The following is a 24798-nucleotide window of genomic DNA, read 5'->3' on the forward strand; positions in this document are numbered from 1 at the left end:
GTTGAGTAAAAAAGGAGACTAAGTAGTCTCCTTTTTTGTTACTGCCAGAACTCTTTAATGCTTTGTTTAGGGTTAAAATGATGGGCTATCTGCGCCTGCAACAGTTCGGCCGTGGCGATGGCATCGGTGAGGGCATGGTGGGGTGGGTAGTTAGGTAGGCCGTAGCGTTGGCGGCAGGCACCTAATCTGACCGATTGCTTCTTCTCTCCCTTGAGGCGTTTCCAGAGCCCGCCATGAAGGCGACTCTGGATCCGGGCCTCCAGCTCCATGGTATCCACCACGGGAAACTCGATTCCTCTGTTGATACGTGCCATTAACCCACGCTCTAAAAATTGCCTCTCTATCTGCTGGCAATGCACCACCATGATCTTACCTGCCATCTCTTCGAGCACCTGTTCGAAGATGGCGGATAGATCTGGCGCATCTAGGATATCGCTGTGGGTAATGCCATGAATAATCACAGATTCATCGGCCAGTTTTTCCCTAGGCCTTAAGGTCCAGTTCTTGGCGCGACCAGTGAAAATACGCTGCAGGTTAAAGGGGATTGTGCCTATGCTGATGATATCGTCTCTATCGGGATTGAGGCCTGTGGTTTCAAAGTCCATCGCGAGAAACTCTATCTCGTCGATAGGTGTCTCTGGGGGCGGCAGAGGGGTGGCATAGTATTGGCGCAGACCAGGATGGTCTATCACCTTTAACTTCTGGGCAAATTTACCCTGCCAGTCGATGCTGGGAGCTGAGAGAAGTTTTTTTAGCATATTAATACCCCGAGATTAATACCACGAGATTAATACCACGAGAGTGCTCACCTCTATTCTCACTTAAACTGATTGCTGGCTTGGTAACGGAACTTGAGGAAGTTCTGGCCATTACTCAATATCTGGAACGCATCTTTCAGGTTGCGCCGCTCGAAGTCTGACAGGTTCTCAGGCTCGATATTGTTGTCGGGCGCGATCTCATGCTCAACATCATAGGCCTGGTGGCGAATCCGCACCATGGAGATAAACTCCATGGCATCACGCAGATCCTGAGCGCGGCCCTTAGGTAAGATGTTGGCATCGATTATGTCATCCAAGCGTTCGAAGGAGTTGCGAGCCCTCGACCCCACAGCCAGTGCGTGAACCCTAATCAAGTCTGCTAGCGGCGCCGTGCCGCGACGCTTGAGGTTGATGGAGTTGTTGTGGCGGCCATCTTTTTCCATCACAAAATCTTTGAAGAAGCCCAGCGGTGGTGTTCGATTAAGGGCATTGCGGGCAAGGCAGGCTAGGAAGCGGTTATTTTTCCGAGCCCGGCGGACAATGAAGCCATTGAGCTGCTCGGCCCATTTGAGTTTGCCGTAGACGCCGTCGAGGTCGAAGAAGATAGAGGCGTTTAACAGCGCCTTGGGGTTGGGGGTGTCTATCCAGTCGGCAAAGCAAGCTTCCCACTCCTTGCGGGTCATACGCCAGGTGGGATTGGTGGCCATAATGTCGCCGGTGCAGTAGCTGTAACCACATTTATCTAAACCATAGCAGACATAGTGAGAAAGCTTGCAGAAGTAGTCATCGTGTTTGGCCTTATCGAAACTGTCATCCAGTATGATGGCATTGTCTTGGTCGGTAACGATAAGCTGCTCGTCGCGCCCCATGGAGCCCAATGCCAGAAAACAGTAAGGCACAGGTGGCGGGCCAAGCTCGGTCTCGGCCAGCTCAAGGATCCGCTGTTTAAAACTGCGGCCGATAACTGACATAGCACTGCCGACCATATGGGAGTTGGCATCTTCATTCACCAAGCGTACAAAACTGTCTTTCACCTGGGAGGCGATGACGGCCAGTTCTTCTATAGAATGTTGCTGGAAGATGCTGCTCACCAGCAAAAGCGAATTCTGGGATTCATAACGCATAATATCTGTGGCTTCGATAATGCCTATGGGCTGGCGACCTTTTAATATCGGCAGATGATGCACGTTATAGCGCAGCATGGTAAGCATGGCTTCGTAGACATAGGCGTTATGATCTAGGCTGAGCACTTCAGTGGTGACAATAGAAGCCACTTTATCCTGGGGGTCTATGCCCTCTGCCACAACTTGGGTGCACAGATCCCTGTCGGTGATTATACCCATCAAAGGCGAGGTGTCATCTTCATCATCCTCCAACGCATCTGGATCTATAACCAAGAGGGAAGAGACATTATCTTGCGCCATCCGAATGGCGGCGGCCTGGATACTTTCATCTTTGTTAATCAACGGCGCGTCGCGGTAGATAAGGTTTCTTACCTTGGAGGTGGTCAGGTCGTTTTGATCTTTAGAGCTGGAAACTGCCTGGCGCAGACGGGCATTGTCTTCGACCTCGACAAAGTCGGCGAAGGTATCATATTGCTCGTAGAGTCTCTGAAAGACGGCCTCGGGGATGCAATAAACGAGAGTGTCTTCGATTGCCTTAACGGGAAAACGCACCTTATTGTTGGTCAGCAGCCCCATCTGACCGAAGAGGTCGCCTGTATCCAGGCGATTATAAAGCTCGCCCTTACGGCGGTAGACCTCGACTTCACCGCTACGCACCATGTAGAGATCATGTATATGATCGCCAAAATGGATAATAGGGGTGTCTTTTCGATAGTAGGCGATCTCTACATGGTGACAGATCTCAGTGACCGCCTCTTCGGGAAGAGAGTTAAACGGAGGATATTGGACTAAAAAGTTTTGGATTTCGTTTAACTCGGCTTCCATCTTTGTTCCAGCTATAGGGTGAATAATTTCATTATATATCACTGAGCTAAGCTGTGTTGCGATACGGGGCGGTTAATGAGCCGTCCATAACATCTGGCCGCATTGACTGAGATCATAGCCCCCGAGCTGTGCCGCCAACTGCCGTGTCTGGGTGCTGGCTAACATCTCAAACAGCGCCTGTAGCTGACGACGGAAATAGATCCCCTGGGGCATGACAAAATCGAACGATTCTGTGACTAGAGGCACGAAGCTCAGGCCGCTCTCCATAGCGACAGATTGACAACCAAAGCCGATATCCGCTTCATTTCGAGCGATAAATCCAGCCAGTTCCCGTTCACTGTGGGCTGTGACGGCGATATCCAGCTGCTCGACACTGGCACCTTGTTTCATTAACCAATGTTCCAGATGCTGCTGGCTGCCAGCACCGGACTGGCGGCCAACCCAGCGCCAGGGCAGGGTGATCACCTTGTTCTCTTCCTGACATCTGTGGTGCATATTGGCGCGCATCATCAGGCCTTGTTGACGGGTATAGCCGTGAACCATCACCCATTGCTGGTGGTTGGGGTAGCCTTTGAGCAGTGCGGGGTGGCGGATATTGCGCTCTTCCACATTGCCCCAGTGCAGGGTGCAGACATCGGCGTAGCCGCGGGAGAGCAGATCCAGCCCCATACGGGAACCGGTGGCGCTGTAGCTGACCAGATCGCTCTTACCTATGCGAGACATCAAGCGTGAGACCAGCATGGAGAGCAGAGGGTCATCACTGCCGGTAATGTGCATTCGATCTGACAGCATGCCACTGTGGCAGGAGTCCATGACCCAACGGTCAATTAATATCTTAGGAAACAACCATTTCCCGGTAACTTTTGTCGCAGGTAAAATTCGGTCATTTGCCATGGCATAGACCTTTTTTTCATTAAGATCTAAATATTCAGCGACCTGTTTGGCACTCATATAGATGAGTTCGCTGGGCTCTGTCATGGATATTCCTTTAAAAATAGAATGTTAAATAGTTAATTTGTTTGAGCGCGCTTAGGCGGTGGTGCATCGAACTCGATATTGTCACTGCCATGGTAGACCAGGAAGTGGCGACCTTTGGCCCTAGCTATCATAGTGATGCCAAGTTTCTGGGCCAGCTCTAAGCCCATCTGAGTCGCACCGCTGCGGGACAAAAGCACGGGAATACCCATCTTGGCGACCTTGATCACCATCTCTGAGGTCAGGCGACCCGTGGTATAAAACAGCTTGTTATCGCCGGACTCCTGTTTGAGCCACATCTCACCAGCCAGGGTGTCCACGGCGTTATGGCGCCCCACATCCTCGACGAAACTGATTATCTGGTCGCCTTCACACAGGCCGCAACCGTGCACGGCTCCCGCATTCTTATAGGTCTCGTTATAGGCACTGATATTGTTGAGCAGGCTATAGAGCATGCTCTGTTTCAGTTGGGGCTTGGGCAGCTGGATATCTTCGATGCCATCCATAAAACCACCAAATACCGTGCCCTGGCCGCAGCCTGTGGTAACGGTTTTTTCGCTGAGCTTAGCCTCTAAATCTTCTGTGGTTTCTTTGGTGATCACTGCGGCAGAGCTAACCTCCCAATCGACAATCACTGACTCTAATTGATTGGCATCTGAAATAAACCCCTGATTTTTCAGGTAACCCAGTGCCAATGCTTCGGGTCTGGCACCTAAGGTCATCAATGTGACTATGGGGCGCCAGTTAAGGTAAACCGTGAGGGGGCGTTCGCAGGCGATATGTTTATCGACCTGTTCGCCCTGTTCGTTAATGGCGGTGACGGCTATGGTGAGCGGGGCTTCTGCGGCAGTTTTTACAAATGTGGGCTGCTTATTTATGGTCATGAATGTCATCTTTTTACGTTAGGCTAACGGCAACTTAGCAAGTATTGTTCCCAGATGTGCGATTCGCCTATAAATAGGCGCTAGCGCGAGATTGCCATTCCAAAATCGCCCTTTTATGTCCCGCTATTTTCTTCGAGTTAGACAAATTGTCCTATCCTTTATAGGGAGAGGGTGATCCGCTTCAAACTTTCTCACCCTAGGTTGATGGCATACTTCTTGCCTCTACTAGAGTAACTATATCGATCTCGCTTAGTCGTCAGCAATGAATGGTTAAGTTCTCTCATTTGGTAAACGGAGACCCAATGCAACGTACCGAAAATCAATGGCCCATGTATGTATCACTGAAAAAGGTGATCAAGCAGGTGGGCCGTTGGACAGCAGAAAGCTGGGAATTAGATCAGGTTCTGCCCGTATCCCAAGAGGCGCCCGAAGGCGCACATCTGATCGCACTTGAACTTCATCTGGACGAGCGTGGTAGCTACCGAATCAATCTCGATATGGATAATGCCATGCTCTTTGTGGTGTGCGACGAGCTCGAAGATGGCACCTGGATTCCGACCCTGATCTCTGCCGATCAGAATGTTGCCGCCGGTTGTCTGGAAGGCGATACCCCGGTATTGAGCTTCCTTATGCCTGAGGCAGTTGCCTGTTGGATAGAAGCCTTTATCACTCGCCATGGTGAAGTCGAAATTTGTGCCCATCGCCGCAAGCACGTTAATCGTCGTAAGAACGAAGGACCCAGTACAAATTCAAATGCAGGTAGGTTTAATCATGAGTGATAAATCGGGTGGATTACTGGCGCGTTGGAATTTACGCCGCCAGCAAGTGCAGGATGAGGAGTTAAAAGAACAGCAAAGCCAAGCAGAGGCTCGCGTTGAGACTCAAGAATCGGGCGCGGTTGAAGCAGAAGCAACACAGCAAAGTGTTGCGACTTCGGCCGATGCTGAAAAAAAGGTGCTGATGGCAGAAGATCTTCCCGACCCAGAGAAGATTGAAGTGGGCGGTAGCTTTGCCAGCTTTATGGCCGACAATGTCGACCCTAATGCCAAAGCCGCGGCATTAAGGGCGTTATGGAAGCAACCTCACTATAGCGAAATAGACGGTTTGCTCGAATATGCCCTCGATTACACCAACCAGCCTAAGCTGACGGCCGAGGCCTCGGCTGAATTGGCTAAGAAGGTGTTCCGTCATCTGATTAAAGATGAAGAGGAGCAAGAGCAAGCCGAAGAGATGACGGCAGCCTCTACTCCTGAATCGGATGAAGAACTGGCATCCGAGGTGGCAAATTTGGCTGAGCAGCCATCTCAGGACATTTTGGACGGCAACATGGATGAAGTGCCCCAAAATGAACCAGAATTACAAGATGTAGCTAAACCTCCAGTTGCTTGAGGTTAGTTTAGAGAGTTTTAAAAACCATAAATTTGGTACGTGAATTGCTGTATTAATGCAAATAGAACAAGGGGTAAACGCCCTTTGATTTAAGGTGAAGCTGGCGCAATAGCGCATGCCGTAAGAGCAACACAGCCACCTAGCTGATAACAGCAGCCAAAACTGTTCAGGAACGCAATGTGAGCATGCATTTTAATAGTAGTGAAAATCTGTCAGACCTTAAACAGGTTCGTCAGCAAGTCTTGGGGCAGACGCAAATTCTGCAAAACTTGATCCCGCCAACGGTGAGTTATACCACCGAGGGCAACGTATTGGTGATTGGTCCAGAAGATCTTGCCCGACTCGCAGCGGACAAATTGTCCAATATGGGGCAGTGCGCCATTCTGGCGAATGAGTCTATAACCAGTCAGGATGAAGCCCACCTGGAAAAGGTGATGGCCGCCGCTGAAATCGTCGAAAGTTATTACAACAAATTAATCGAAATCAAAGGCTTTTTGGGTCAATTCCAAGTCAAGGTTGAAATAGAAAATGGCACAGCCGATCTCAGTCTGGTAGCTATTCGTAAAGCCCATTTTGATCTTATCCTCGATTTGAGTCAGTCTCCCTGCATTAACCTTGAGATGTTGCCTCCTGGCTATTTCTATGTGGGGCAGGATGAAGCCAAACTGGCAGACGCTATCGAGCAACTGCCGGATCTCATTGGTCAGTTCGATAAACCCCGCTATGTGAAAGTAAACAGCGAAATTTGCGCCCATAGCCGCAATGGTATCGAAGGCTGTAATCGCTGTCTGAACTTCTGTCCTGCCGATGCGATCTCAAGCGTCGACAAGCTGATCGAAATTGACCCTTATCTGTGTCACGGTGCCGGCAGCTGTACCAATGCCTGTCCTACCGGGGCTATCAGTTACGATCTGCCTACACCGCAGGCGCTGCACGCTTATCTGCATAAGTTAGTGACTCGTTTTCGCGATCAGGCGCAAACCGCACCGGTTATCCTGTTCCACGATGCCGCCAAGGGTGCGAGTCTAATTAATGATGATCTGCCTGGTGCCATTATTCCGGTTGAGCTGGAAGAGATCACTGTGGCGAGCATGGATCACTGGTTATCTGCCTTAGCTTGGGGCGCCCGCCAGGTTATCGTGCTCAACACAGATGCGACTGCGCCGACTCTGATGCAGATGCTGACCGGCGAACAACAGCTGGTGGATGCCATCTTAGATGAGATGGGGCAGCCAAGACGCGTTACCGTTATCGACCAGAATCAGCTGGCCGATTTAGCCACTATAATTGAAACCAGTGCCAGCTGGCCTGTGATTGTGCCGGGTGAGTTTTCTGCCACCACTAAGCGCAGCACCCTGTATGCCGCTATCGATCATTTAAATAGCCAGGCCGCCTCGACCGACACTTGCCTGAGTAAGAGCAATATTCCTTTCGGCAAGGTCAGTGTTAACACAGACAGCTGTACCTTGTGTCTCTCCTGTGTCGCCACTTGTCCGACTCAGGCATTAAAGGACGGTGGTGATAAGCCAGCACTCTATTTTGTTGAGCAGGACTGTGTTCAATGTGGATTGTGCGAGTCAGCCTGTCCCGAGAAGGTGATCAGTTTAACGCCACAAATCAATTTTGATGCTACTGCCCGTCAGGAGCGTCAAACCCTTAATGAGGAGGCACCGTTTGAATGTATTCGATGCGGTGAACCTTTTGCCACCCAGTCAATGGTGAAGCGCATGCTCGAAGTCGTTGGTGGACACAGCGCCTTTAGTGCCAACACGCAAAGATTAAAGATGTGTGCCGACTGTCGGGTAAAAGATATGTTTGAAGACATCCTTCAAGATCCTGAAAAGCAATTGCGATAAGAGTTTAGCTATATGACCGAATTAGTAAGAGAAGTATCAGAAAACGATCAGTTAAGAGCGGATATCTATCAGCTTTTGGCCGCGCTGTTGCGTAGCCAGCCAAGTGCTGAGTTATTGCAGTTCCTTTCCAATCTTGAAGTCGCCAGTGACGATGACAGCGACATGACTAAGGCCTGGCTGGCACTGAAACTGGCTGCAGGCCAGTTTACCAGCGAGCAACTGGAAGAGGAGTATTTCAACATCTTCCTCGGCGTGGGTTGTGGTGAAATTTTGCCTTATGGCAGCTGGTTTATGACAGGTTCACTGATGGATAAGCCGCTGGCCTTGTTGCGCCAAGATTTAATGCAGCTTGGTTTTGAGCGCAGTGACGAGGTGAAAGAGCCTGAAGATCATGTGGCTGCCCTGTGTGAAGTGATGGGCACGCTGATCTTAGAGGCACCTGGTTATCGCCAACTGGCGTTCTACCAACGCCATATTGGTAGCTGGATCATTCGTTTCTGTGAGCATCTGGGCCGCGCACCAAGTGCCGCGTTCTACGCGACAGTGGCAGAGCTCGCGAAGGCTTTCTTCGTGATAGAAGCTAACGAATTTGAACAACTAAGTTTGGATATTCCGGTGAACTGCCCAGGTAGTGAAGCGGAGAAGATTGAGCCAACCACCAGTGAGCTTGCCTCATAGGACGTTGGTTTATACGAATATGCCTGTTCAAAGGCTTGAGCAGGCATAGCAGTAAACAAGGGCTCGCCCTTAAAAAATCGGGTCGTGAGAGTGGGGTAAGAACCTGTTTAGCCTCGACAATAAGTACACGACTCACACTTGGTCGATACAAAGGAGACACTATGAAGAAGCAAGCTTCCGATATGGGTCGTCGTCAACTACTCAAAGCTCTGGCTTTAGGTAGTGCTGCCGGTGCAGTTGCAACTGTGAGTAGTCAGGCTGTGGCCGCGACACCAGAAAATGCCACAACGTCAGCAAAAGGCGATGGATACAGAGAAACAGACCATATTCGTAGTTATTACGCGTCTTTACGTTCCAAGTAATTAGGCTCAGGCCTATTACATTCAATACTGACGTAGTAATTCAATAATATTAGGAGAGTGTGTGATGCGATTAACCCGCAAAACAGACCAGGCAGCAGTAGCTAAGAAGCCTACCCTAGGTCTTAATCGTCGCCAATTCCTTCAGTCAGCAGGTCTTGCTACTGGTGGTATTGCCGCGGCCTCCATGCTTGGCGCTGGAATGATGCGCAAAGCCGAAGCATCAGAAGTTCCTCATGATGCACCAACTGAAATCAAACGTACTATCTGTTCTCACTGTTCTGTGGGCTGCGGTATCTATGCCGAAGTGCAAAATGGTGTGTGGACAGGTCAAGAGCCTGCGTTCGACCATCCATTTAACGCCGGTGGACACTGTGCTAAAGGTGCCTCACTGCGTGAACATGGTCATGGTGAGAAGCGTCTTAAGTACCCAATGAAACTTGAAGGCGGTAAGTGGAAGCGTCTTTCTTGGGAACAAGCTATCGAAGAAGTGGGTCAAAAAGCCCTAGATATCCGTAAGGAATCGGGTCCAGACTCTGTGTTCTTCATGGGTAGTGCTAAGTTCTCAAACGAGCAGTCTTATTTTTACCGTAAATTCGCTGCTATGTGGGGCACCAACAACGTCGACCACTCAGCACGTATTTGTCACTCTACCACTGTAGCCGGTGTTGCTAACACTTGGGGCTATGGTGCGCAAACTAACTCTTTCAACGATATCCGTAATGCAAAAGCCATGATGTTCATTGGGTCTAACCCAACTGAAGCTCACCCAGTTGCCATGCAGCACGTGTTGGAAGGTAAAGAGCGCGGCGCGAAAATCATCGTTGTCGACCCTCGTTTCACCCGTACTGCGGCTAAGGCCGACGAGTATGTGCATATTCGCCCTGGCACAGATATTCCTTATATCTATGGTCTGCTGTGGCACATCTTCGAAAACAAGTGGGAAGATGAAACCTTCATCAAGCAACGTGTTTACGGTATGGAACGTATTCGCGAAGCCGTGAAGAAGTGGACACCAGAAGAAGTTGAAAACGTCGTGGGTGTACCTGGCGAGCAGATGCGCCGTGTTGCTAAGACTTTAGCAGAAACTAAGCCTGGTACTGTGGTTTGGTGTATGGGTGGTACTCAGCACCACGTAGGTAACGCCAATACCCGTGCTTACTGTATCCTTCAGCTTGCCCTAGGTAACATGGGTGTGTCTGGTGGTGGTACTAACATCTTCCGTGGTCACGATAACGTGCAGGGTGCGACTGACTTCGGTCTACTGTTCGATACTCTGCCTGGTTACTACGGCCTGAGCACAGGCGCGTGGCAGCACTGGAGCCGAGTGTGGGATTTGGACTTCGAATGGGTTAAGGGCCGTTTCGACCAGACTCAATACCTAGGTCAAGATCCAATGACCTCGAAAGGTATTCCCTGTTCACGCTGGCACGATGGTGTACTTCAAGAGAAGGACAAGATCGCCCAGAAAGACAACATTCGTATGTCATTCTTCTGGGGTCAGTCAGTTAACACAGAAACCCGTGGCCGTGAAGTGCGTGAAGCACTGAACAAGATGGACACAGTAGTGGTTGTGGACCCATTCCCAACAATGGCGGGTGTAATGCACACTCGTAAAGATGGTGTGTATCTGTTACCTGCTGCGACTCAGTTCGAAACCTATGGTTCAGTCTCTGCATCTAACCGCTCACTGCAGTGGCGTACCCAAGTTATCGAGCCACTGTTCGAATCTAAGCCTGACCATGTGATCATGTACATGCTGGCGAAGAAATGGGGTATCGAGAAAGAGTTCTGTAAGAACATCAAAGTGAATGGCGATGAGCCATTGATTGAAGATATCACTCGCGAATTCAACAAAGGTATGTGGACCATTGGTTACACAGGCCAGAGCCCAGAGCGTCTGAAGATGCACCAGGAAAACTGGGGTACTTTCGACATCAACTCGCTTGAAGCACCAGGTGGCCCAGCTAAGGGCGAAACCTATGGTCTACCATGGCCATGTTGGGGTACGGCTGAGATGAAGCACCCAGGTACACAAATTCTGTACCGTACCGACCGTGAAGTTCGCTTCGGTGGTGGTAACTTCCGTGCGCGTTATGGTGTTGAGCACGAAGGCAACAACATTCTGGCTGAAGGCTCTTACTCTAAGGGCTCTGAGATCAAAGATGGTTACCCAGAGTTTACCGACAAGATGCTTAAGCAACTTGGTTGGTGGGATGACCTGACTGCCGAAGAGAAAGTAGCTGCTGAAGGTAAGAACTGGAAGACAGACCTTTCTGGTGGTATTCAGCGTGTGGCTATCAAGCACGGTTGTATTCCATTCGGTAACGCGAAAGCACGTTGTATCGTTTGGAACTTCCCAGATGATATCCCTGTGCACCGTGAGCCACTGTACACGCCTCGTCGTGACTTGGTTGCTAAGTACCCAACTTATGAAGACCGTATGGTTGCGCGTCTCCCAACCCTGTACAAGACAATTCAGGACAAGGACTTTGCTAAGGACTTCCCATTAGCACTGACCTCAGGTCGTCTGGTTGAGTACGAAGGTGGTGGTGAAGAGACACGTTCTAACCCATGGCTTGCTGAACTTCAACAAGACATGTTCATCGAGATCAACCCAGGTGATGCAGCGGATCGTGGTCTGCGTGACGGTGATGATGTTTGGGTTCATGGTCCAGAAGGCGCCAAGATCAAGGTTAAGGCTATGGTCACACCACGTGTGATTGCAGGTGAATGCTTCATGCCTTACCACTTCGCGGGTGTGTTCGAAGGTGAAAGCCTAGAGAAGAACTACCCAGAAGGCACAGTGCCTTACATCATCGGTGAATCTGCTAACACAGTATTGACCTATGGCTATGACGTAGTGACCCAGATGCAAGAGACTAAGTCTAGCTTGTGTCAGATCACCAAAGCCTAATTAACTTGATGAGGAGATAAGCCATTATGGCAGTCATGAAATTTCTATGTGACACCAAACGCTGCATCGAGTGTAATGGTTGCGTCACAGCATGTAAAAACGAAAACGATTCCGCTCTTCAGTGGGGTATTCAACGTCGCCGCGTAGTGACCATCAATGATGGTGAGCCAGGTGAAGCGTCAATCTCAGTGGCTTGTATGCACTGTACCGATGCACCTTGCCAGGCAGTTTGTCCTGCAAACTGTTTCTACAAGACAGAAGACGGCTTAACGCTGCACAACAAAGATACCTGTATCGGTTGTGGCTACTGTCTCTACGCTTGCCCATTCGGTGCGCCTCAGTTCCCTAAAAAGAGCACTTTTGGTAGCCGCGGCAAGATGGATAAGTGTACTTTCTGTGCCGGTGGCCCAGAAGAGACCTTCTCCGAAGCAGAGCGTACTAAGTACGGTGCAAACCGTATCGCCGAAGGCAAGCTGCCTATGTGTGCAGAGCTGTGTTCTACTAAGGCTCTGCTTGCGGGTGATGCTGAAGTGGTTTCAGCTATCTACCGCGAACGTATGGCGAAACGTGGTAATCCAAATGCTATCTGGGGCTACACCCCCAAGACTGGCGCTTAAGTGAATAGGGCTGTGGGTCTTCGGACCCACATTCTGTTAAGGAGTGACTATGTTACTAAAATCACTGCGCAGCCTGTTCACTGTATTGGTTTTACCTCTTATGTTGGTTATGGGGTTGGGGCTTAGCACCAGCGCCCTAGCTTCAGGAGAGCAAACCAGTCAGCAGATGGCGACCGCAAATACCAGTGATGCCGACCTGTGGCGAGCCGTAAAGTCAGGAGAGAAGGGATACACCACAGCGAAAGGTGCTGAAGGTGGGGTCATGATTAATGTTTCTGCTATCGAAGGCACTAACGTTAAGAATGAGTATTTAACCCCAGTGATGGCACTTGCAGTGGTTGGTGTATTTGGTGCGTTTTTGCTGTTCTATTTTGTTAATGGAGCATCGAAACTCAGCCATGGCTTCTCCGGCAAGATGGTGCTTCGCTGGACTAAGGCAGACCTTTGGATCCACTGGGTGCTTGCTATCTCGTGCATAACCCTGATCTTTACCGGTCTTAATATCATGTTAGGTAAGCATGTGTTGCAGCCCTATGTCGGTTCAGGCATTTGGGGATCACTTATCTATGGTAGTAAAGCTATTCACGATTATGTAGGCCCGCTGTTTATTGTGGCGTGGGCTATCTGTGTCGTGAAGTGGATGCCATTGCAAACCTTTAAGCTGTACGATCTTAAGTGGTTCTTAGTGGTCGGTGGCTACATTAATTTTGGCCCATTTAAAGGTAAACACCCTGACAGCGGCTTTGCTAACGCGGGTGAGAAGATGTGGTTCTGGACGCTGACACTATTTGGCTTGTTCATTGGTGTCTCGGGTATCATGTTGGTGATGCCGGGCCTTGAACTGCCTCGTGAAGCCTCAATGGTGGCCCTACTCATTCATGGTATCAGCGCCATTATCATCATCGCATTTACTATAGTGCATATCTGGATGGCGACTGTATTGAGTGAAGGTGGTATGGAGTGTATGAAGTCTGGTTACTGTGATGAGAACTGGGCGATACAACATCATAATCTTTGGTATGATGAGATCAAAGAGAATGGCACTCTTACTTACAAAGAGTGATAAAAGAGTGAGTCTCCACTGACTGGGTTTTGCCGTTCTTAGTCTGTGGAGAGCTGCTTGAAAAAACACCTCGCCGGGTAATCCGCGGGGTGTTTTTTTATGGGCAAAATACTCTACAGATGACGGAGTCTTGTTAACTATTCAAGAGGGTAGCCAGGAAAACTCACCACAACACATCTCTCCCTACACATTAGTGCATAAAATAACCAATGATTAATAGCTTACATACAAAATCTTCTGCTTTGTTCGCATAAAATTCTGAAAATGCATTGTTAGAACAACAAATCAACTTAAGTAAATATGACTTACTTAACACTTTAGGGATTTATCCGAGTAGGAATCATGCTAACCCGATTCAGATCAAGATCTGAGCCCCTTTTCTTACCTATATTGCCAGGGCATTTAATCGGATGTTTTTAAGATATACACGCATGGCCCTCTGGGTAAGTCGTGTAGCTGCTAACAAGGTGTAGTGGCTCAATTTTCCTTAAGCATCCTTACTTTTTGACTTTCCTAATTCCTCTAGGAGCAAGAATGAAAAAGCAACAGCCCGATCTCGGTCGTAGATCATTGCTGAAAGCGATCACTGTAGGCGGTACCGCTAGTGTCGCGATTGCTGCAACTGGCACAAGTGTCGCGACAGCAGCAGAAACAACCCCCAGTGTTAAGCACACTGATGGCTACCATGAAACTGCACACATCCGCAGTTATTACAACAGCTTGCGTAGCTAATTTAGGAGAATTCCAGTAATGAAATTAACTCGTAAATCAAACGCGGCTCCTACCGTTGCTAAGCAAGCGCTAGGGATCAGCCGTCGTCAGTTTATGAAGCATGCAGGTATCACCTCGGGTGGTATTGCAGCAGCCTCTCTTCTTGGCACTGGCATGATGCGCAAAGCTGAAGCATCAGAAGTGCCTCATGATGCACCAACTGAAATCAAACGTACTATCTGTTCTCACTGTTCTGTGGGCTGTGGTATTTATGCCGAAGTGCAAAATGGTGTATGGACAGGTCAAGAGCCTGCGTTCGACCATCCATTTAACGCCGGTGGACACTGTGCTAAAGGTGCCTCACTGCGTGAACATGGTCATGGTGAGAAGCGTCTTAAGTACCCAATGAAACTTGAAGGTGGTAAGTGGAAGCGTCTTTCTTGGGAACAAGCTATCGAAGAAGTGGGTCAAAAAGCCCTAGATATCCGTAAGGAATCGGGTCCAGACTCTGTGTTCTTCATGGGTAGTGCTAAGTTCTCAAACGAGCAGGCGTATTTTTACCGTAAATTCGCTGCTATGTGGGGCACCAACAATGTCGACCACTCAGCGCGTATTTGTCACTCTACCACTGTAGCCGGTGTTGCTAACACTTGGGGCTATGGTGCGCAAACCAACTCTTTCAACGATATCCGTAATGCAAAAGCCATGATGTTCATTGGGTCTAACCCAACTGAAGCTCACCCAGTTGCAATGCAGCATATCCTGGAAGGTAAAGAGCGCGGCGCGAAAATCATCGTTGTCGACCCTCGTTTCACTCGTACTGCGGCTAAGGCCGACGAGTATGTGCATATTCGCCCTGGCACAGATATTCCTTATATCTATGGTCTGCTGTGGCACATCTTCGAAAACAAGTGGGAAGATGAAACTTTCATCAAGCAACGTGTTTACGGTATGGAACGTATTCGCGAAGCCGTGAAGAAGTGGACACCAGAAGAAGTTGAAAACGTCGTGGGTGTACCTGGCGAGCAGATGCGCCGTGTTGCTAAGACTTTAGCAGAAACTAAGCCTGGTACTGTGGTTTGGTGTATGGGTGGTACTCAGCACCACGTAGGTAACGCCAATACCCGTGCTTACTGTATCCTTCAGCTTGCCCTAGGTAACATGGGTGTGTCTGGTGGTGGTACTAACATCTTCCGTGGTCACGATAACGTACAGGGTGCGACTGACTTCGGTCTACTGTTCGATACTCTGCCTGGTTACTACGGCCTGAGCACAGGTGCGTGGAAACACTGGAGTAACGTTTGGGATCTGGACTTCGATTGGGTTAAGGGCCGTTTCGACCAGACTCAATACATGGGTCAAGACCCAATGACTTCGAAAGGTATTCCATGTTCACGCTGGCACGATGGTGTACTTCAAGAGAAGGACAAGATCGCCCAGAAAGACAACATTCGTATGTCATTCTTCTGGGGTCAATCGGTGAACACAGAAACCCGTGGCCGTGAAGTGCGTGAAGCACTGAACAAGATGGACACAGTAGTGGTTGTGGACCCATTCCCAACAATGGCGGGTGTAATGCACACTCGTAAAGACGGTGTGTATCTGTTACCTGCTGCGACTCAGTTCGAAACCTATGGTTCTATCTCTGCGTCTAACCGCTCACTGCAGTGGCGTACCCAAGTTATCGAGCCACTGTTCGAATCTAAGCCTGACCATGTGATCATGTATATGCTGGCGAAGAAATGGGGTATCGAGAAAGAGTTCTGTAAGAACGTTAAGGTCAACGGTGATGAGCCATTGATTGAAGATATCACTCGCGAATTCAACAAAGGTATGTGGACTATTGGTTACACAGGCCAGAGCCCAGAGCGTCTGAAGATGCACCAGGAAAACTGGGGTACTTTCGACATTAACTCACTTGAAGCTCCAGGTGGCCCAGCTAAGGGCGAAACCTATGGTCTGCCATGGCCATGTTGGGGTACGCCAGAGATGAAGCACCCAGGTACACAAATTCTGTACCGTACCGACCGTGAAGTGCGCTTCGGTGGTGGTAACTTCCGTGCCCGTTATGGTGTTGAGCACGAAGGCAACAACATTCTGGCTGAAGGCTCTTACTCTAAGGGCTCTGAAATCAAAGATGGTTACCCAGAGTTTACCGACAAGATGCTTAAGCAACTAGGTTGGTGGGATGACCTGACTGCCGAAGAGAAAGCAGCTGCTGAAGGTAAGAACTGGAAGACAGATATCTCTGGTGGTATTCAGCGTGTGGCTATCAAGCATGGTTGTATCCCATACGGTAACGCGAAAGCACGTTGTATCGTGTGGAACTTCCCAGATGATATCCCAGTGCACCGTGAGCCACTGTACACGCCTCGTCGTGATCTGGTTGCTAAGTACCCAACTTATGAAGACCGTATGGTTGCGCGTCTGCCAACCCTGTACAAGACAATTCAGGACAAGGACTTTGCTAAGGACTTCCCATTAGCACTGACCTCAGGTCGCCTGGTTGAGTACGAAGGTGGTGGTGAAGAGACACGTTCTAACCCATGGCTTGCGGAGCTTCAACAAGACATGTTCATCGAGATCAACCCAGGTGATGCTGCGGATCGTGGTCTACGTGACGGTGATGATGTTTGGGTTCATGGTCCAGAAGGCGCCAAGATCAAGGTTAAGGCAATGGTCACACCACGTGTGATTGCAGGCGAATGCTTCATGCCTTACCACTTCGCGGGTGTATTCGAAGGTGAAAGCCTAGAGAAGAACTACCCAGAAGGCACAGTGCCTTACGTCATCGGTGAATCTGCTAACACAGTATTGACCTATGGTTATGACGTAGTGACACAGATGCAAGAGACTAAAGCTTCGCTTTGTCAGATCACTAAAGCCTAAGTTCTTGGAGAAATGCCAATATGGCTACTATGAAATTTTTATGTGATACCAAACGCTGCATCGAATGTAACGGCTGTGTCACAGCATGTAAAAACGAAAACGATTCCGCTCTTCAGTGGGGTATTCAACGTCGCCGCGTAGTGACCATCAATGATGGTGAGCCAGGTGAAGCGTCAATCTCAGTAGCTTGTATGCACTGTACTGATGCACCTTGCCAGGCAGTTTGTCCTGCAAACTGTTTCTACAAGACAGAAGACGGCTTAACGCTACACAACAAAGATACCTGTATCGGTTGTGGCTACTGCCTGTTTGCTTGTCCGTTCGGTGCGCCTCAGTTCCCTAAACAGGGTACCTTTGGTAGCCGCGGTAAGATGGATAAGTGTACTTTCTGTGCCGGTGGCCCAGAAGAGAACCATTCAGACGCAGAGCGTAAGAAGTACGGTTCTAACCGTATCGCAGAAGGCAAGCTGCCTATGTGTGCTGAGCTGTGTGCGACTAAGTCGCTACTTGCTGGGGATGCTGAGGTTATCTCAAACATCTTCCGTGAGCGTGTTGCATACCGTGGTTCAAATAATGCAATTTGGGGCTAATCCCTTAGTTGTATAATGCCACTAACGCTACACCGGGCTCGCCCGGTGTAGCCGATTAAGGATGTAATATGAACAAATGGTTCAAACAATTCAGTGTGATCTTGGCGCTAGTGATAGGCACGGCTTTCAGTGCATTATCTTTTGCGCACGGTGACGCTGCCGATCACAGCCACGGAGCAACTGAAGGCCAAATTTGGTCTGAGTTACAAGCGGGCGCGACTGGTTACACCACGTCACAGGGCCAATTCCATAATCAGGCGATCAACACCTATGATCTGCGCGTACTCGAACTGCGCAGTGACTTGTTAGCGCCAGCGTTAATGGCGGCTCTGTTTGGCATGATCATCATCTTTGTACTGTTCGTTAAAGTAAACGGTATCTCTAAGTTGCATCATGGCTTCTCAGGCAAGATGGTTTACCGCTGGTCCAAGTTCGACGTGTCGATCCACTGGTTAGGCGCGATTCCTTGCTTGTTGCTGATCCTGACAGGTCTGACACTTTTGGCCGGCCGTTTCTTCTTCCAGCCATATCTGGGTGAAGGTTTCTGGGCGGGATTGGTCTACGGTGCTAAGCAGATCCATGATTTCATGGCGATTCCTTTCATGATCGGTTGGGCGTTGATGACCACTCTGTGGGCGAAAAATCAGCTGCCTAAGATGTACGATCTTAAATGGTTCCTCGTGGTTGGTGGTTACATCAACTTCGGCCCATTCAAAGGTAAACACCCTGATGCCGGTTTCGCTAACGCGGGTGAGAAGATGTGGTTCTGGGCGTTCGCGCTATTTGGCCTTATCATCTCAGCGTCAGGTATGTTGCTGCTATTCCCGAACCTGTTCGAGCCTAGCCGTACTCTGAGCCTGATCGCGTTAGTGCTGCACTCAGCGAGCGCCATCATTATCTGTGCTTTCTCTATCGTACATATCTTCATGGCAACTGTTATGTCTGAAGGTGGTATGGAGTGTATGATGTCAGGTTACTGTGATGAAAACTGGGCGAGCCAGCATCACAACCTTTGGTATGACGAGATCAAAGCCAATGGTACACTGAAATACAAAGAGTAAGTGACTGGTTTAGGGTAACCTCTAACAGGTGACTGGATATTTAAACACCCTGCCGGGTAGCTGGCAGGGTGTTTTTTTATGGGGCAGAGCCGGGGGCGGTTATTTTTGGTATGAATTTGAAAACCATAGAATAAGCAGCTAGCTTATATGGGATGTTGCAGTTTAGCGTTTAAAATCATCTATCTAAAAGGAGTTGCTAATGACTAAATGGATTGTACATTCTCTTGTATTTTGTCTTGCGCTAGGTTTCAGCACCTTAAGCTATGGCACCGAGTTTCAGTTGGTTACTGAGATCAGGATGCAGGATAAATTACTCGGTTCACCAACGCTTGTGGTGAATGAGGCTAAAGATGCCAGTATTGAGGTGAATTCAGAGTATGAGTTAAAGCTGAATGTGACTCGCCACAATGAGTCGCAGGTGTTGGTGGATTTTCATTTTAGCGGTAATGGCTATGATACTGAGTCTCAAGTAATTATCGATTTAGATAAGCAGGCCTCGCTGATTTTTGGTGAGCAGGAGTTTAATTTTTTAATTCACAAGATCAGCGGTTAAGTCTGCGGCTTTAACCATAAAAACCGTGTCCCTTTAAGGGACACGGTTTTTTATTATCCAGTCCGACAAGAAAGATAAATTTATTCTAAGCTCAGGTTATCACAGTAAAAAATTGAGAATATTTATGGGCTATAAATCGGTTCACGACAGTATGGGGGAGATAGAGATCCCCGAAGATGCACTCTACGGGGCGCAGACGGCGCGGGCGATAAAGAACTTTCCCGTCAGTGGTCAGCCGCTGCCACGCAATTTTATCCGCTCGCTACTGCTGGCTAAATTAGCCGCTGGCGAGGCGAACTGTGAACTTAAGCTGCTCGACAGGCGCATCTACGTGGCGCTGGCCGAGGCGGTGCAGCAGCTGCTGGCCGACCCCAAGATGATGAGTCATTTTCCCGTGGACGTTTTTCAGACAGGGTCGGCAACCAGCACTAACATGAATGCCAATGAAGTATTGGCGAGCCTGGTCTCCAAGCGCTTAGGCGAGACAATTAGCCCCAATGATGTGATTAACATGGGGCAGAGCAGCAATGATCTTATCCCCAGCTGCGTGCATATCAGCGCACTCTTGGCACTGGATCACTCGCTCTTACCCTCACTGAATCTGCTTAGCGAAACCATCAGAAAGAAAGCCGTTGCGCTGGATGAGGAGACCAAGACAGGCCGCACTCATCTGATGGATGCCATGCCGGTGCGTTTTAGCCAGGTATTAGGCGGCTGGGCGAGCCAGATAGAGCAGTGTCATCGGCAACTAGAATCCATGCGCCCGGCCTTGTCGGCTCTGGCTCAGGGCGGCACGGCCGTGGGCACAGGGGTTAACACCCATCAAGATTTTAGTCGGGTGTTCTGTGAGAAATTATCCCTTTTAACCCGCACTCAGTTTCGTCCCGCCGAGGATTTTTTTAGCCGCATGGCGAGCCATGATACTGCCGTGGCGCTGTCGGGGCAGTTAAAGACGCTGGCGGTGGCAGTAATGAAAATCAGCAATGATTTGCGTTGGATGAACTCAGGGCCTTTGGCCGGATTGGCCGAGATAGCGCTGCAGCCGCTGCAGCCGGGTTCGTCCATCATGCCGGGTAAGGTTAATCCTGTGATCCCCGAGGCCGCCTGTATGGTGGCGGCGCAGGTGATAGGCAATGATACGGCCATCACCATAGGCGGTCAGTCGGGCAACTTTGAGCTAAATGTAATGCAGCCCCTTATCGCGGCAAATTTGCTGCAGAGTATCGAGATTCTTGCCAATGTCAGCCGTTTGCTGGCGAATAAGGCGATTAGCGATTTTAAGGTGAATCGACAGCAGCTCACGGCTGCGCTGAGTCGTAACCCTATCCTAGTGACGGCACTGACCCCTAAGGTGGGGTATGAGCTGGCAGCAAAAATTGTCAAACAAGCCTATCAAACACAAAAACCTATCCTAGAGGTGGCACAGGCGTTAACGGATCTGAGTCAGGAGGAATTGCAGCAACTCTTGGACCCTGAGCGTCTGACCCGTGGCGGCCTGTGAGAGTTTACCCTGACGATAGTTTAATGCCTATACTGGATTAACGATCGCTAAAACATGACTTGCTTAACAAATATGCGGATGAAATCCTGTTAGGTGTTGTAACTCAAAGCCAGTTCACGTTTTATATAGCCCTGAATGTTAATTTTTTAGCTTTGTGTCACCATAAGATCATTCCCCCGTTTAATTCCATTTATCAATGGCTTTAAATTTAAGGTTAGGCACTGTTAGGAATCATTATGTCGATAAATTTTCAAACGCTTACCAGCGAGTTGAATCAGCCCTATCAAGCGAATATTACCCTGCCACATTGGATGCTCAGTTCGATGGAGCGGGTGATGCAGTACTATGTCGACAGAAATTTGCGTCTGGATACCCAGTCAGCGTCTATGATGCCGCCGCCAGTAGAAGGCAAAAAGTATATGCTTTATGCCCATGTGCCTTTTTGTCATACCCTGTGTTCCTTCTGCACCTTTCACCGTTTTCTGTTTAAAGAGGAGAAGGCGCGGGCTTATTTTATCGCTTTGCGAAAAGAGATGGAGATGGTTAAAGCCTTAGGCTATGACTTTGAATCCATGTATATCGGCGGGGGAACCACTACCGTACTCGAAGATGAGCTGGCGCGTACTATTGAGCATGCAAAAACTTTGTTTCCCAGTATCAAAGAGGTTTCTTGTGAGTCCGATCCCCAGCATCTCGACAGCCCTGGTTTTAAGCAGTTAAAAGGCCTGGTCGATCGTATGTCTATCGGGGTGCAGAGTTTTAACGATGACATCTTGACCATGACAGACAGGATAGAGAAGTTTGGTAACGGTCAGCAGACCTTCGATAAGATCATGGCGGCTAAAGAGCTGTTTCCCATCATCAACGTCGACTTAATTTTCGGCTTTAGAGGCCAGACCGATGAGGTGATTCAGTATGATTTGGACATGGCATCGCGTTTAGACCCGCGCCAAATTACCACCTATCCGCTGATGATCACCCATCAGACCCGCAAGAGTGTTAAGGGCAAGCTGGCGGCGCCCCAAGGGGATATGGCTCGCCAGTATCAGCAAATCTTAAATAGCCTCAATGGCCAGTATAATCAGCTGTCAGCCTGGGCGTTTGGCAAGGCCAATAACGAAGGTTTCGACGAGTACGTTATCGACTATGACGAATATTTAGGTGTCGGCTCAGGATCATTCAGTTTTCTTAATGATACCCTGTATGTGAATAACTTCTCGCTGCGTAAGTATCAGGATAATATTCAAAACGGCCGCATGGGAGTCGAGCAGCAGAAAAATTACAGCAAGAAGGATGTGATGCAATATCGCTTCCTGCTGGGTATGTTCTCCGGGCGTTTATCCCGTAAATATTTCCGTGAAACCTTTGGTGTTAATCTCGACTGGGCATTATTCAAGGAGATGACCTCCATGAAGGCGATTGGCGCGATTAAGAATGATCCCACAGATCCCGACAGTTTAATCGTCACCGATAATGGCAAGCTGATGGGGCTCTTGATGATGAAAGAGTTTTATTCAGGCATGGATAATGTGCGCGCCCAGCTGCGTAAGCCATTAAAAGATTGCGATATGTAATCTTTGATAGCGTTAAACACTTGCCATTGCGTGCTGAAAGGGTTGACTATGAGTCAGCCCTTTTTTGTTTTATGAGGAATAATTATTGGATGAGCTTGCCTTGAGGGGATTCGAGTCTGAATTTGCTGCACATCTGGCCAGTCGAGCCCCCAGCGACAGCGCCCATGATCTGCAACATATTAAACGTGTGGTAAACACCGCCAGAGAGCTGGCCTGTCAAAGTGGTGCACTGCTCGAGGTAGTGGTGCCTGCCGCCTGGCTGCATGATTATGTTGCTCTGACAAAAGATCACCCTCAGCGCAGTGATAGCTCGCGACTGGCGGCAGAGGGTGCCTGTGAGTATTTGCAAAATATTCACTACCCGGCTCAGTATCTTGACCAAATATATCACGCCATCCTAGCCCACAGTTTTAGCGCCCAGGTCGCGGCGCAAACATTGGAGGCCAAAATCGTTCAGGATGCCGACAGACTCGACGCCTTAGGTGCTATCGGCATCGCTCGCTGCCTGCAAGTGGGAAGCAGCCTGGGCAGAGCACTCTATTGCGCGGACGATCCCTTCTGCCGTGAGCGTCAGCCCGATGACAGCCGCTTTACCTTAGATCATTTCTATCAAAAATTGTTGCACCTGCCAGAGACAATGCAGACCCAGGCGGGCAAGGAGGCTGCACATAGGCGGCGCGCAGTGATGATGACCTTTATCGAGCAGCTGGCCATTGAGATTGGGGAGGCGTAAGAGGATTGATTCGCTGTGAGGCCCATTATATCGATAATATTTGGTTTAAAGGGCGCTGGGGCAGCGAGTATGTTTATGCCATACTCGCTAGAGAGTTTAACCTTAGTTGTCAGCATAATTAGTTGGAGTCGGAATGGCCAATATTCTGCTTGTTGCCAATCTTAATTGCGATCGTCTCTTAGAACTGAATAAGCCGCTGCAGATGGGCGGGCGTCACCATTATCAGGATGGGGGTTTTCGCCTCGGCGGTGGCGGCGCGAATACTGGAATAGGACTGGTTTGGGCTGGGCACCATGTGGCTCTTGTCAGTCAGGTTGGCCGCGATAAGGTGGGGGATTGGTTACTTGCTGAGGCCAGTACTATGGGGCTGGATTGTCATATGATGCAACGCCATGCCCATAACACCTGTGAAATGTTGCTGGTGATGTCGCCGGGTGGGGAGCGCACCATTATTCGGCCTCAGCGCCCTAAGTTTCAATTGCCCCCACCGCCAAACTGGTCGCGTTGGGATGCCTTATATATCAATGCATCATCTGATGGCGCGGCGGACTGGGCCCTCAGCGCCATGGCGCACACCTTAGTGATAGCTCAGCTCGCTAAAGATGAGCGGCCGCGTCCCTGTCATTATCTGATTGCCTCGAAAACCGATATGGCCGGTCGCAGTCATCTCTCTCCCTGGGAATATGGTCGTTCGATTGCCGGTGAAACCTTACAGGGTTTTATCGTAACCGATGGTGCCCGTGGCGCTAGGCTGTATCAGGCAGATGGTGAACAGTTAGTCCCCGCGCTGTCGGTGGATGTGGTCGACACAACCGGCGCCGGCGATGCCTATGCCGCCGGTGTACTTCATGGACTGCTGCTCAATCAAGGGCTTATTGAGGCGATGGAGGAAGGGGCTCGTTGGGCGGCGTTTGCGGTATCGACCCATAGTTCGATTCCCGGCGCACAGCTAGAGCACTATTTGGCAGACGATTTATAAAATAATTCAACCTGTCATTTTTCTGTCATCTTTGACCGATAGACTAGCTTCATAGATTAAAGGTCTTCCTGGTCTTGAATTTTGTCTTGTTTAGTGCAATCAGTTCCTTCCTTAATCTGTTCTTCTGTTCTCGCCCCGCCTTTGTGGGGCATTTTTTTATCCTGAATTTGCTTCCTACTACCGCCTTGACCGAAATGGATGTTTAACGGCTTGTATTCTTTATCCTAATTAGGTTAAGTTGGCAATAAAGTCTAGTCATTGTAGCAAGTTATGACTCGACAAGGGATTTAGGAACCGCTAATTATTAAGGAGAATAATGCATGGCTGAGAATGACATCTTATCCAGAGACGATAAGAATATGGGGTTAGCTGTGCACCTTGCCAGCTTTTCCGGTTATCTGATCCCTATGGGGTCAATACTGGGCCCGCTGATCGTCTGGCTGATGAAGCGTGATGAGATAGCTTTTGTGGATGCCTGCGGCCGTCAATGCCTTAACTTTAAGATCAGCATGCTGGTCTATGTGTTTATCAGTTTGATTTTGATGTTTGTCGGCATTGGCTTTCTTCTGCTGGGGTTTCTGGCGATTTTTGATATTGTGGTCACCATAATCGCGGCTATCAAGGCCACCGAAGGGGTCTGTTATCGTTACCCCTTGTCCATCCAATTCTTTAAGGTTTAGCCCTTTTTTATCAACCAAAACGATAGAAACTAGCGCCATATAAAAACGCCCGCCATGATTGTCATGGCGGGCGTTTATTTTT

The 24798-nt window shown here is 49.3% G+C and carries 22 protein-coding genes; 18 read left to right on the plus strand and 4 right to left on the minus strand.

Annotated elements, in window-relative coordinates:
- Positions 1 to 38 precede the first annotated feature (38 nt).
- From LZP69_RS11025 to LZP69_RS11040, 4 genes are all read right to left on the minus strand, one after another.
- Complete coding sequence (locus LZP69_RS11025; protein WP_234200630.1) at positions 39 to 758, minus strand: 3'-5' exonuclease; 720 nt, start codon at positions 756 to 758, stop codon at positions 39 to 41.
- A 59-nt stretch (positions 759 to 817) separates the two neighbouring features.
- Entirely contained in the window at positions 818 to 2707 is a 1890-nt protein-coding gene (locus tag LZP69_RS11030) for a DUF294 nucleotidyltransferase-like domain-containing protein (RefSeq protein ID WP_234200632.1), read from the minus strand.
- Between the two features lie 72 nt (positions 2708 to 2779).
- Positions 2780 to 3685, minus strand: coding sequence for a helix-turn-helix transcriptional regulator (locus LZP69_RS11035; RefSeq protein WP_234200634.1), 906 nt, complete (start codon positions 3683 to 3685; stop codon positions 2780 to 2782).
- Positions 3686 to 3717: 32 nt separating this feature from the next.
- A complete protein-coding gene (locus tag LZP69_RS11040; protein WP_234200635.1) occupies positions 3718 to 4566 on the minus strand; it encodes a formate dehydrogenase accessory sulfurtransferase FdhD in 849 nt (282 codons plus the stop codon).
- A 302-nt stretch (positions 4567 to 4868) separates the two neighbouring features.
- Between LZP69_RS11040 and LZP69_RS11045 the strand changes: the two genes are divergently transcribed.
- From LZP69_RS11045 to LZP69_RS11130, 18 genes are all read left to right on the plus strand, one after another.
- Entirely contained in the window at positions 4869 to 5345 is a 477-nt protein-coding gene (locus tag LZP69_RS11045) for a DUF3305 domain-containing protein (protein WP_234200636.1), read from the plus strand.
- Positions 5338 to 5955: a DUF3306 domain-containing protein gene (locus LZP69_RS11050; RefSeq protein ID WP_234200637.1), complete on the plus strand. Its 618-nt coding sequence runs from the start codon at positions 5338 to 5340 to the stop codon at positions 5953 to 5955. Before LZP69_RS11045 ends, LZP69_RS11050 begins: the two co-directional genes overlap by 8 nt.
- 185 nt (positions 5956 to 6140) lie before the next feature.
- Positions 6141 to 7811: a 4Fe-4S binding protein gene (locus LZP69_RS11055; RefSeq protein ID WP_234200638.1), complete on the plus strand. Its 1671-nt coding sequence runs from the start codon at positions 6141 to 6143 to the stop codon at positions 7809 to 7811.
- Positions 7812 to 7823: 12 nt separating this feature from the next.
- Complete coding sequence (locus LZP69_RS11060; protein WP_234200639.1) at positions 7824 to 8489, plus strand: TorD/DmsD family molecular chaperone; 666 nt, start codon at positions 7824 to 7826, stop codon at positions 8487 to 8489.
- A 161-nt stretch (positions 8490 to 8650) separates the two neighbouring features.
- Entirely contained in the window at positions 8651 to 8851 is a 201-nt protein-coding gene (locus LZP69_RS11065) for a twin-arginine translocation signal domain-containing protein (protein WP_234200640.1), read from the plus strand.
- A 64-nt stretch (positions 8852 to 8915) separates the two neighbouring features.
- Entirely contained in the window at positions 8916 to 11765 is a 2850-nt protein-coding gene (locus LZP69_RS11070; RefSeq protein WP_234200706.1) for a formate dehydrogenase subunit alpha, read from the plus strand.
- 26 nt (positions 11766 to 11791) lie between these two features.
- Positions 11792 to 12382, plus strand: coding sequence for a formate dehydrogenase FDH3 subunit beta (fdh3B, locus tag LZP69_RS11075; protein WP_234200641.1), 591 nt, complete (start codon positions 11792 to 11794; stop codon positions 12380 to 12382).
- Between the two features lie 49 nt (positions 12383 to 12431).
- On the plus strand, positions 12432 to 13445 hold the full coding sequence (locus tag LZP69_RS11080; protein ID WP_234200642.1) for a formate dehydrogenase subunit gamma: 1014 nt from the start codon (positions 12432 to 12434) through the stop codon (positions 13443 to 13445).
- A 534-nt stretch (positions 13446 to 13979) separates the two neighbouring features.
- Complete coding sequence (locus LZP69_RS11085; RefSeq protein ID WP_234200643.1) at positions 13980 to 14177, plus strand: formate dehydrogenase; 198 nt, start codon at positions 13980 to 13982, stop codon at positions 14175 to 14177.
- An 18-nt stretch (positions 14178 to 14195) separates the two neighbouring features.
- Positions 14196 to 17045 carry a formate dehydrogenase subunit alpha gene (locus tag LZP69_RS11090; RefSeq protein ID WP_234200644.1) on the plus strand — a complete coding sequence of 950 codons (2850 nt, stop codon included), beginning with the start codon at positions 14196 to 14198 and terminating at the stop codon, positions 17043 to 17045.
- Between the two features lie 20 nt (positions 17046 to 17065).
- Positions 17066 to 17635, plus strand: a complete 570-nt coding sequence (gene fdh3B, locus LZP69_RS11095; RefSeq protein WP_234200645.1) for a formate dehydrogenase FDH3 subunit beta — start codon at positions 17066 to 17068, stop codon at positions 17633 to 17635.
- 68 nt (positions 17636 to 17703) lie between these two features.
- On the plus strand, positions 17704 to 18696 hold the full coding sequence (locus LZP69_RS11100) for a formate dehydrogenase subunit gamma (protein WP_234200646.1): 993 nt from the start codon (positions 17704 to 17706) through the stop codon (positions 18694 to 18696).
- 199 nt (positions 18697 to 18895) lie between these two features.
- On the plus strand, positions 18896 to 19249 hold the full coding sequence (locus LZP69_RS11105) for a hypothetical protein (protein ID WP_234200647.1): 354 nt from the start codon (positions 18896 to 18898) through the stop codon (positions 19247 to 19249).
- A 124-nt stretch (positions 19250 to 19373) separates the two neighbouring features.
- Positions 19374 to 20750, plus strand: coding sequence for a class II fumarate hydratase (locus LZP69_RS11110; RefSeq protein ID WP_234200648.1), 1377 nt, complete (start codon positions 19374 to 19376; stop codon positions 20748 to 20750).
- 236 nt (positions 20751 to 20986) lie between these two features.
- Positions 20987 to 22324 (plus strand): coproporphyrinogen III oxidase family protein, encoded by a 1338-nt coding sequence (locus LZP69_RS11115; protein WP_234200649.1) that lies wholly within the window; start codon positions 20987 to 20989, stop codon positions 22322 to 22324.
- Positions 22325 to 22409: 85 nt separating this feature from the next.
- Complete coding sequence (locus LZP69_RS11120; RefSeq protein ID WP_234200650.1) at positions 22410 to 23057, plus strand: HD domain-containing protein; 648 nt, start codon at positions 22410 to 22412, stop codon at positions 23055 to 23057.
- Positions 23058 to 23190: 133 nt separating this feature from the next.
- Positions 23191 to 24036 (plus strand): PfkB family carbohydrate kinase, encoded by an 846-nt coding sequence (locus LZP69_RS11125; protein WP_234200651.1) that lies wholly within the window; start codon positions 23191 to 23193, stop codon positions 24034 to 24036.
- A gap of 320 nt (positions 24037 to 24356) precedes the next feature.
- Positions 24357 to 24716 carry a DUF4870 domain-containing protein gene (locus LZP69_RS11130; RefSeq protein WP_234200652.1) on the plus strand — a complete coding sequence of 120 codons (360 nt, stop codon included), beginning with the start codon at positions 24357 to 24359 and terminating at the stop codon, positions 24714 to 24716.
- The last annotated feature ends 82 nt before the right edge of the window (positions 24717 to 24798 follow it).

This window comes from Shewanella sp. AS1 (assembly GCF_021412565.1).
In the GTDB taxonomy this organism is placed as follows: Bacteria; Pseudomonadota; Gammaproteobacteria; order Enterobacterales; family Shewanellaceae; genus Shewanella.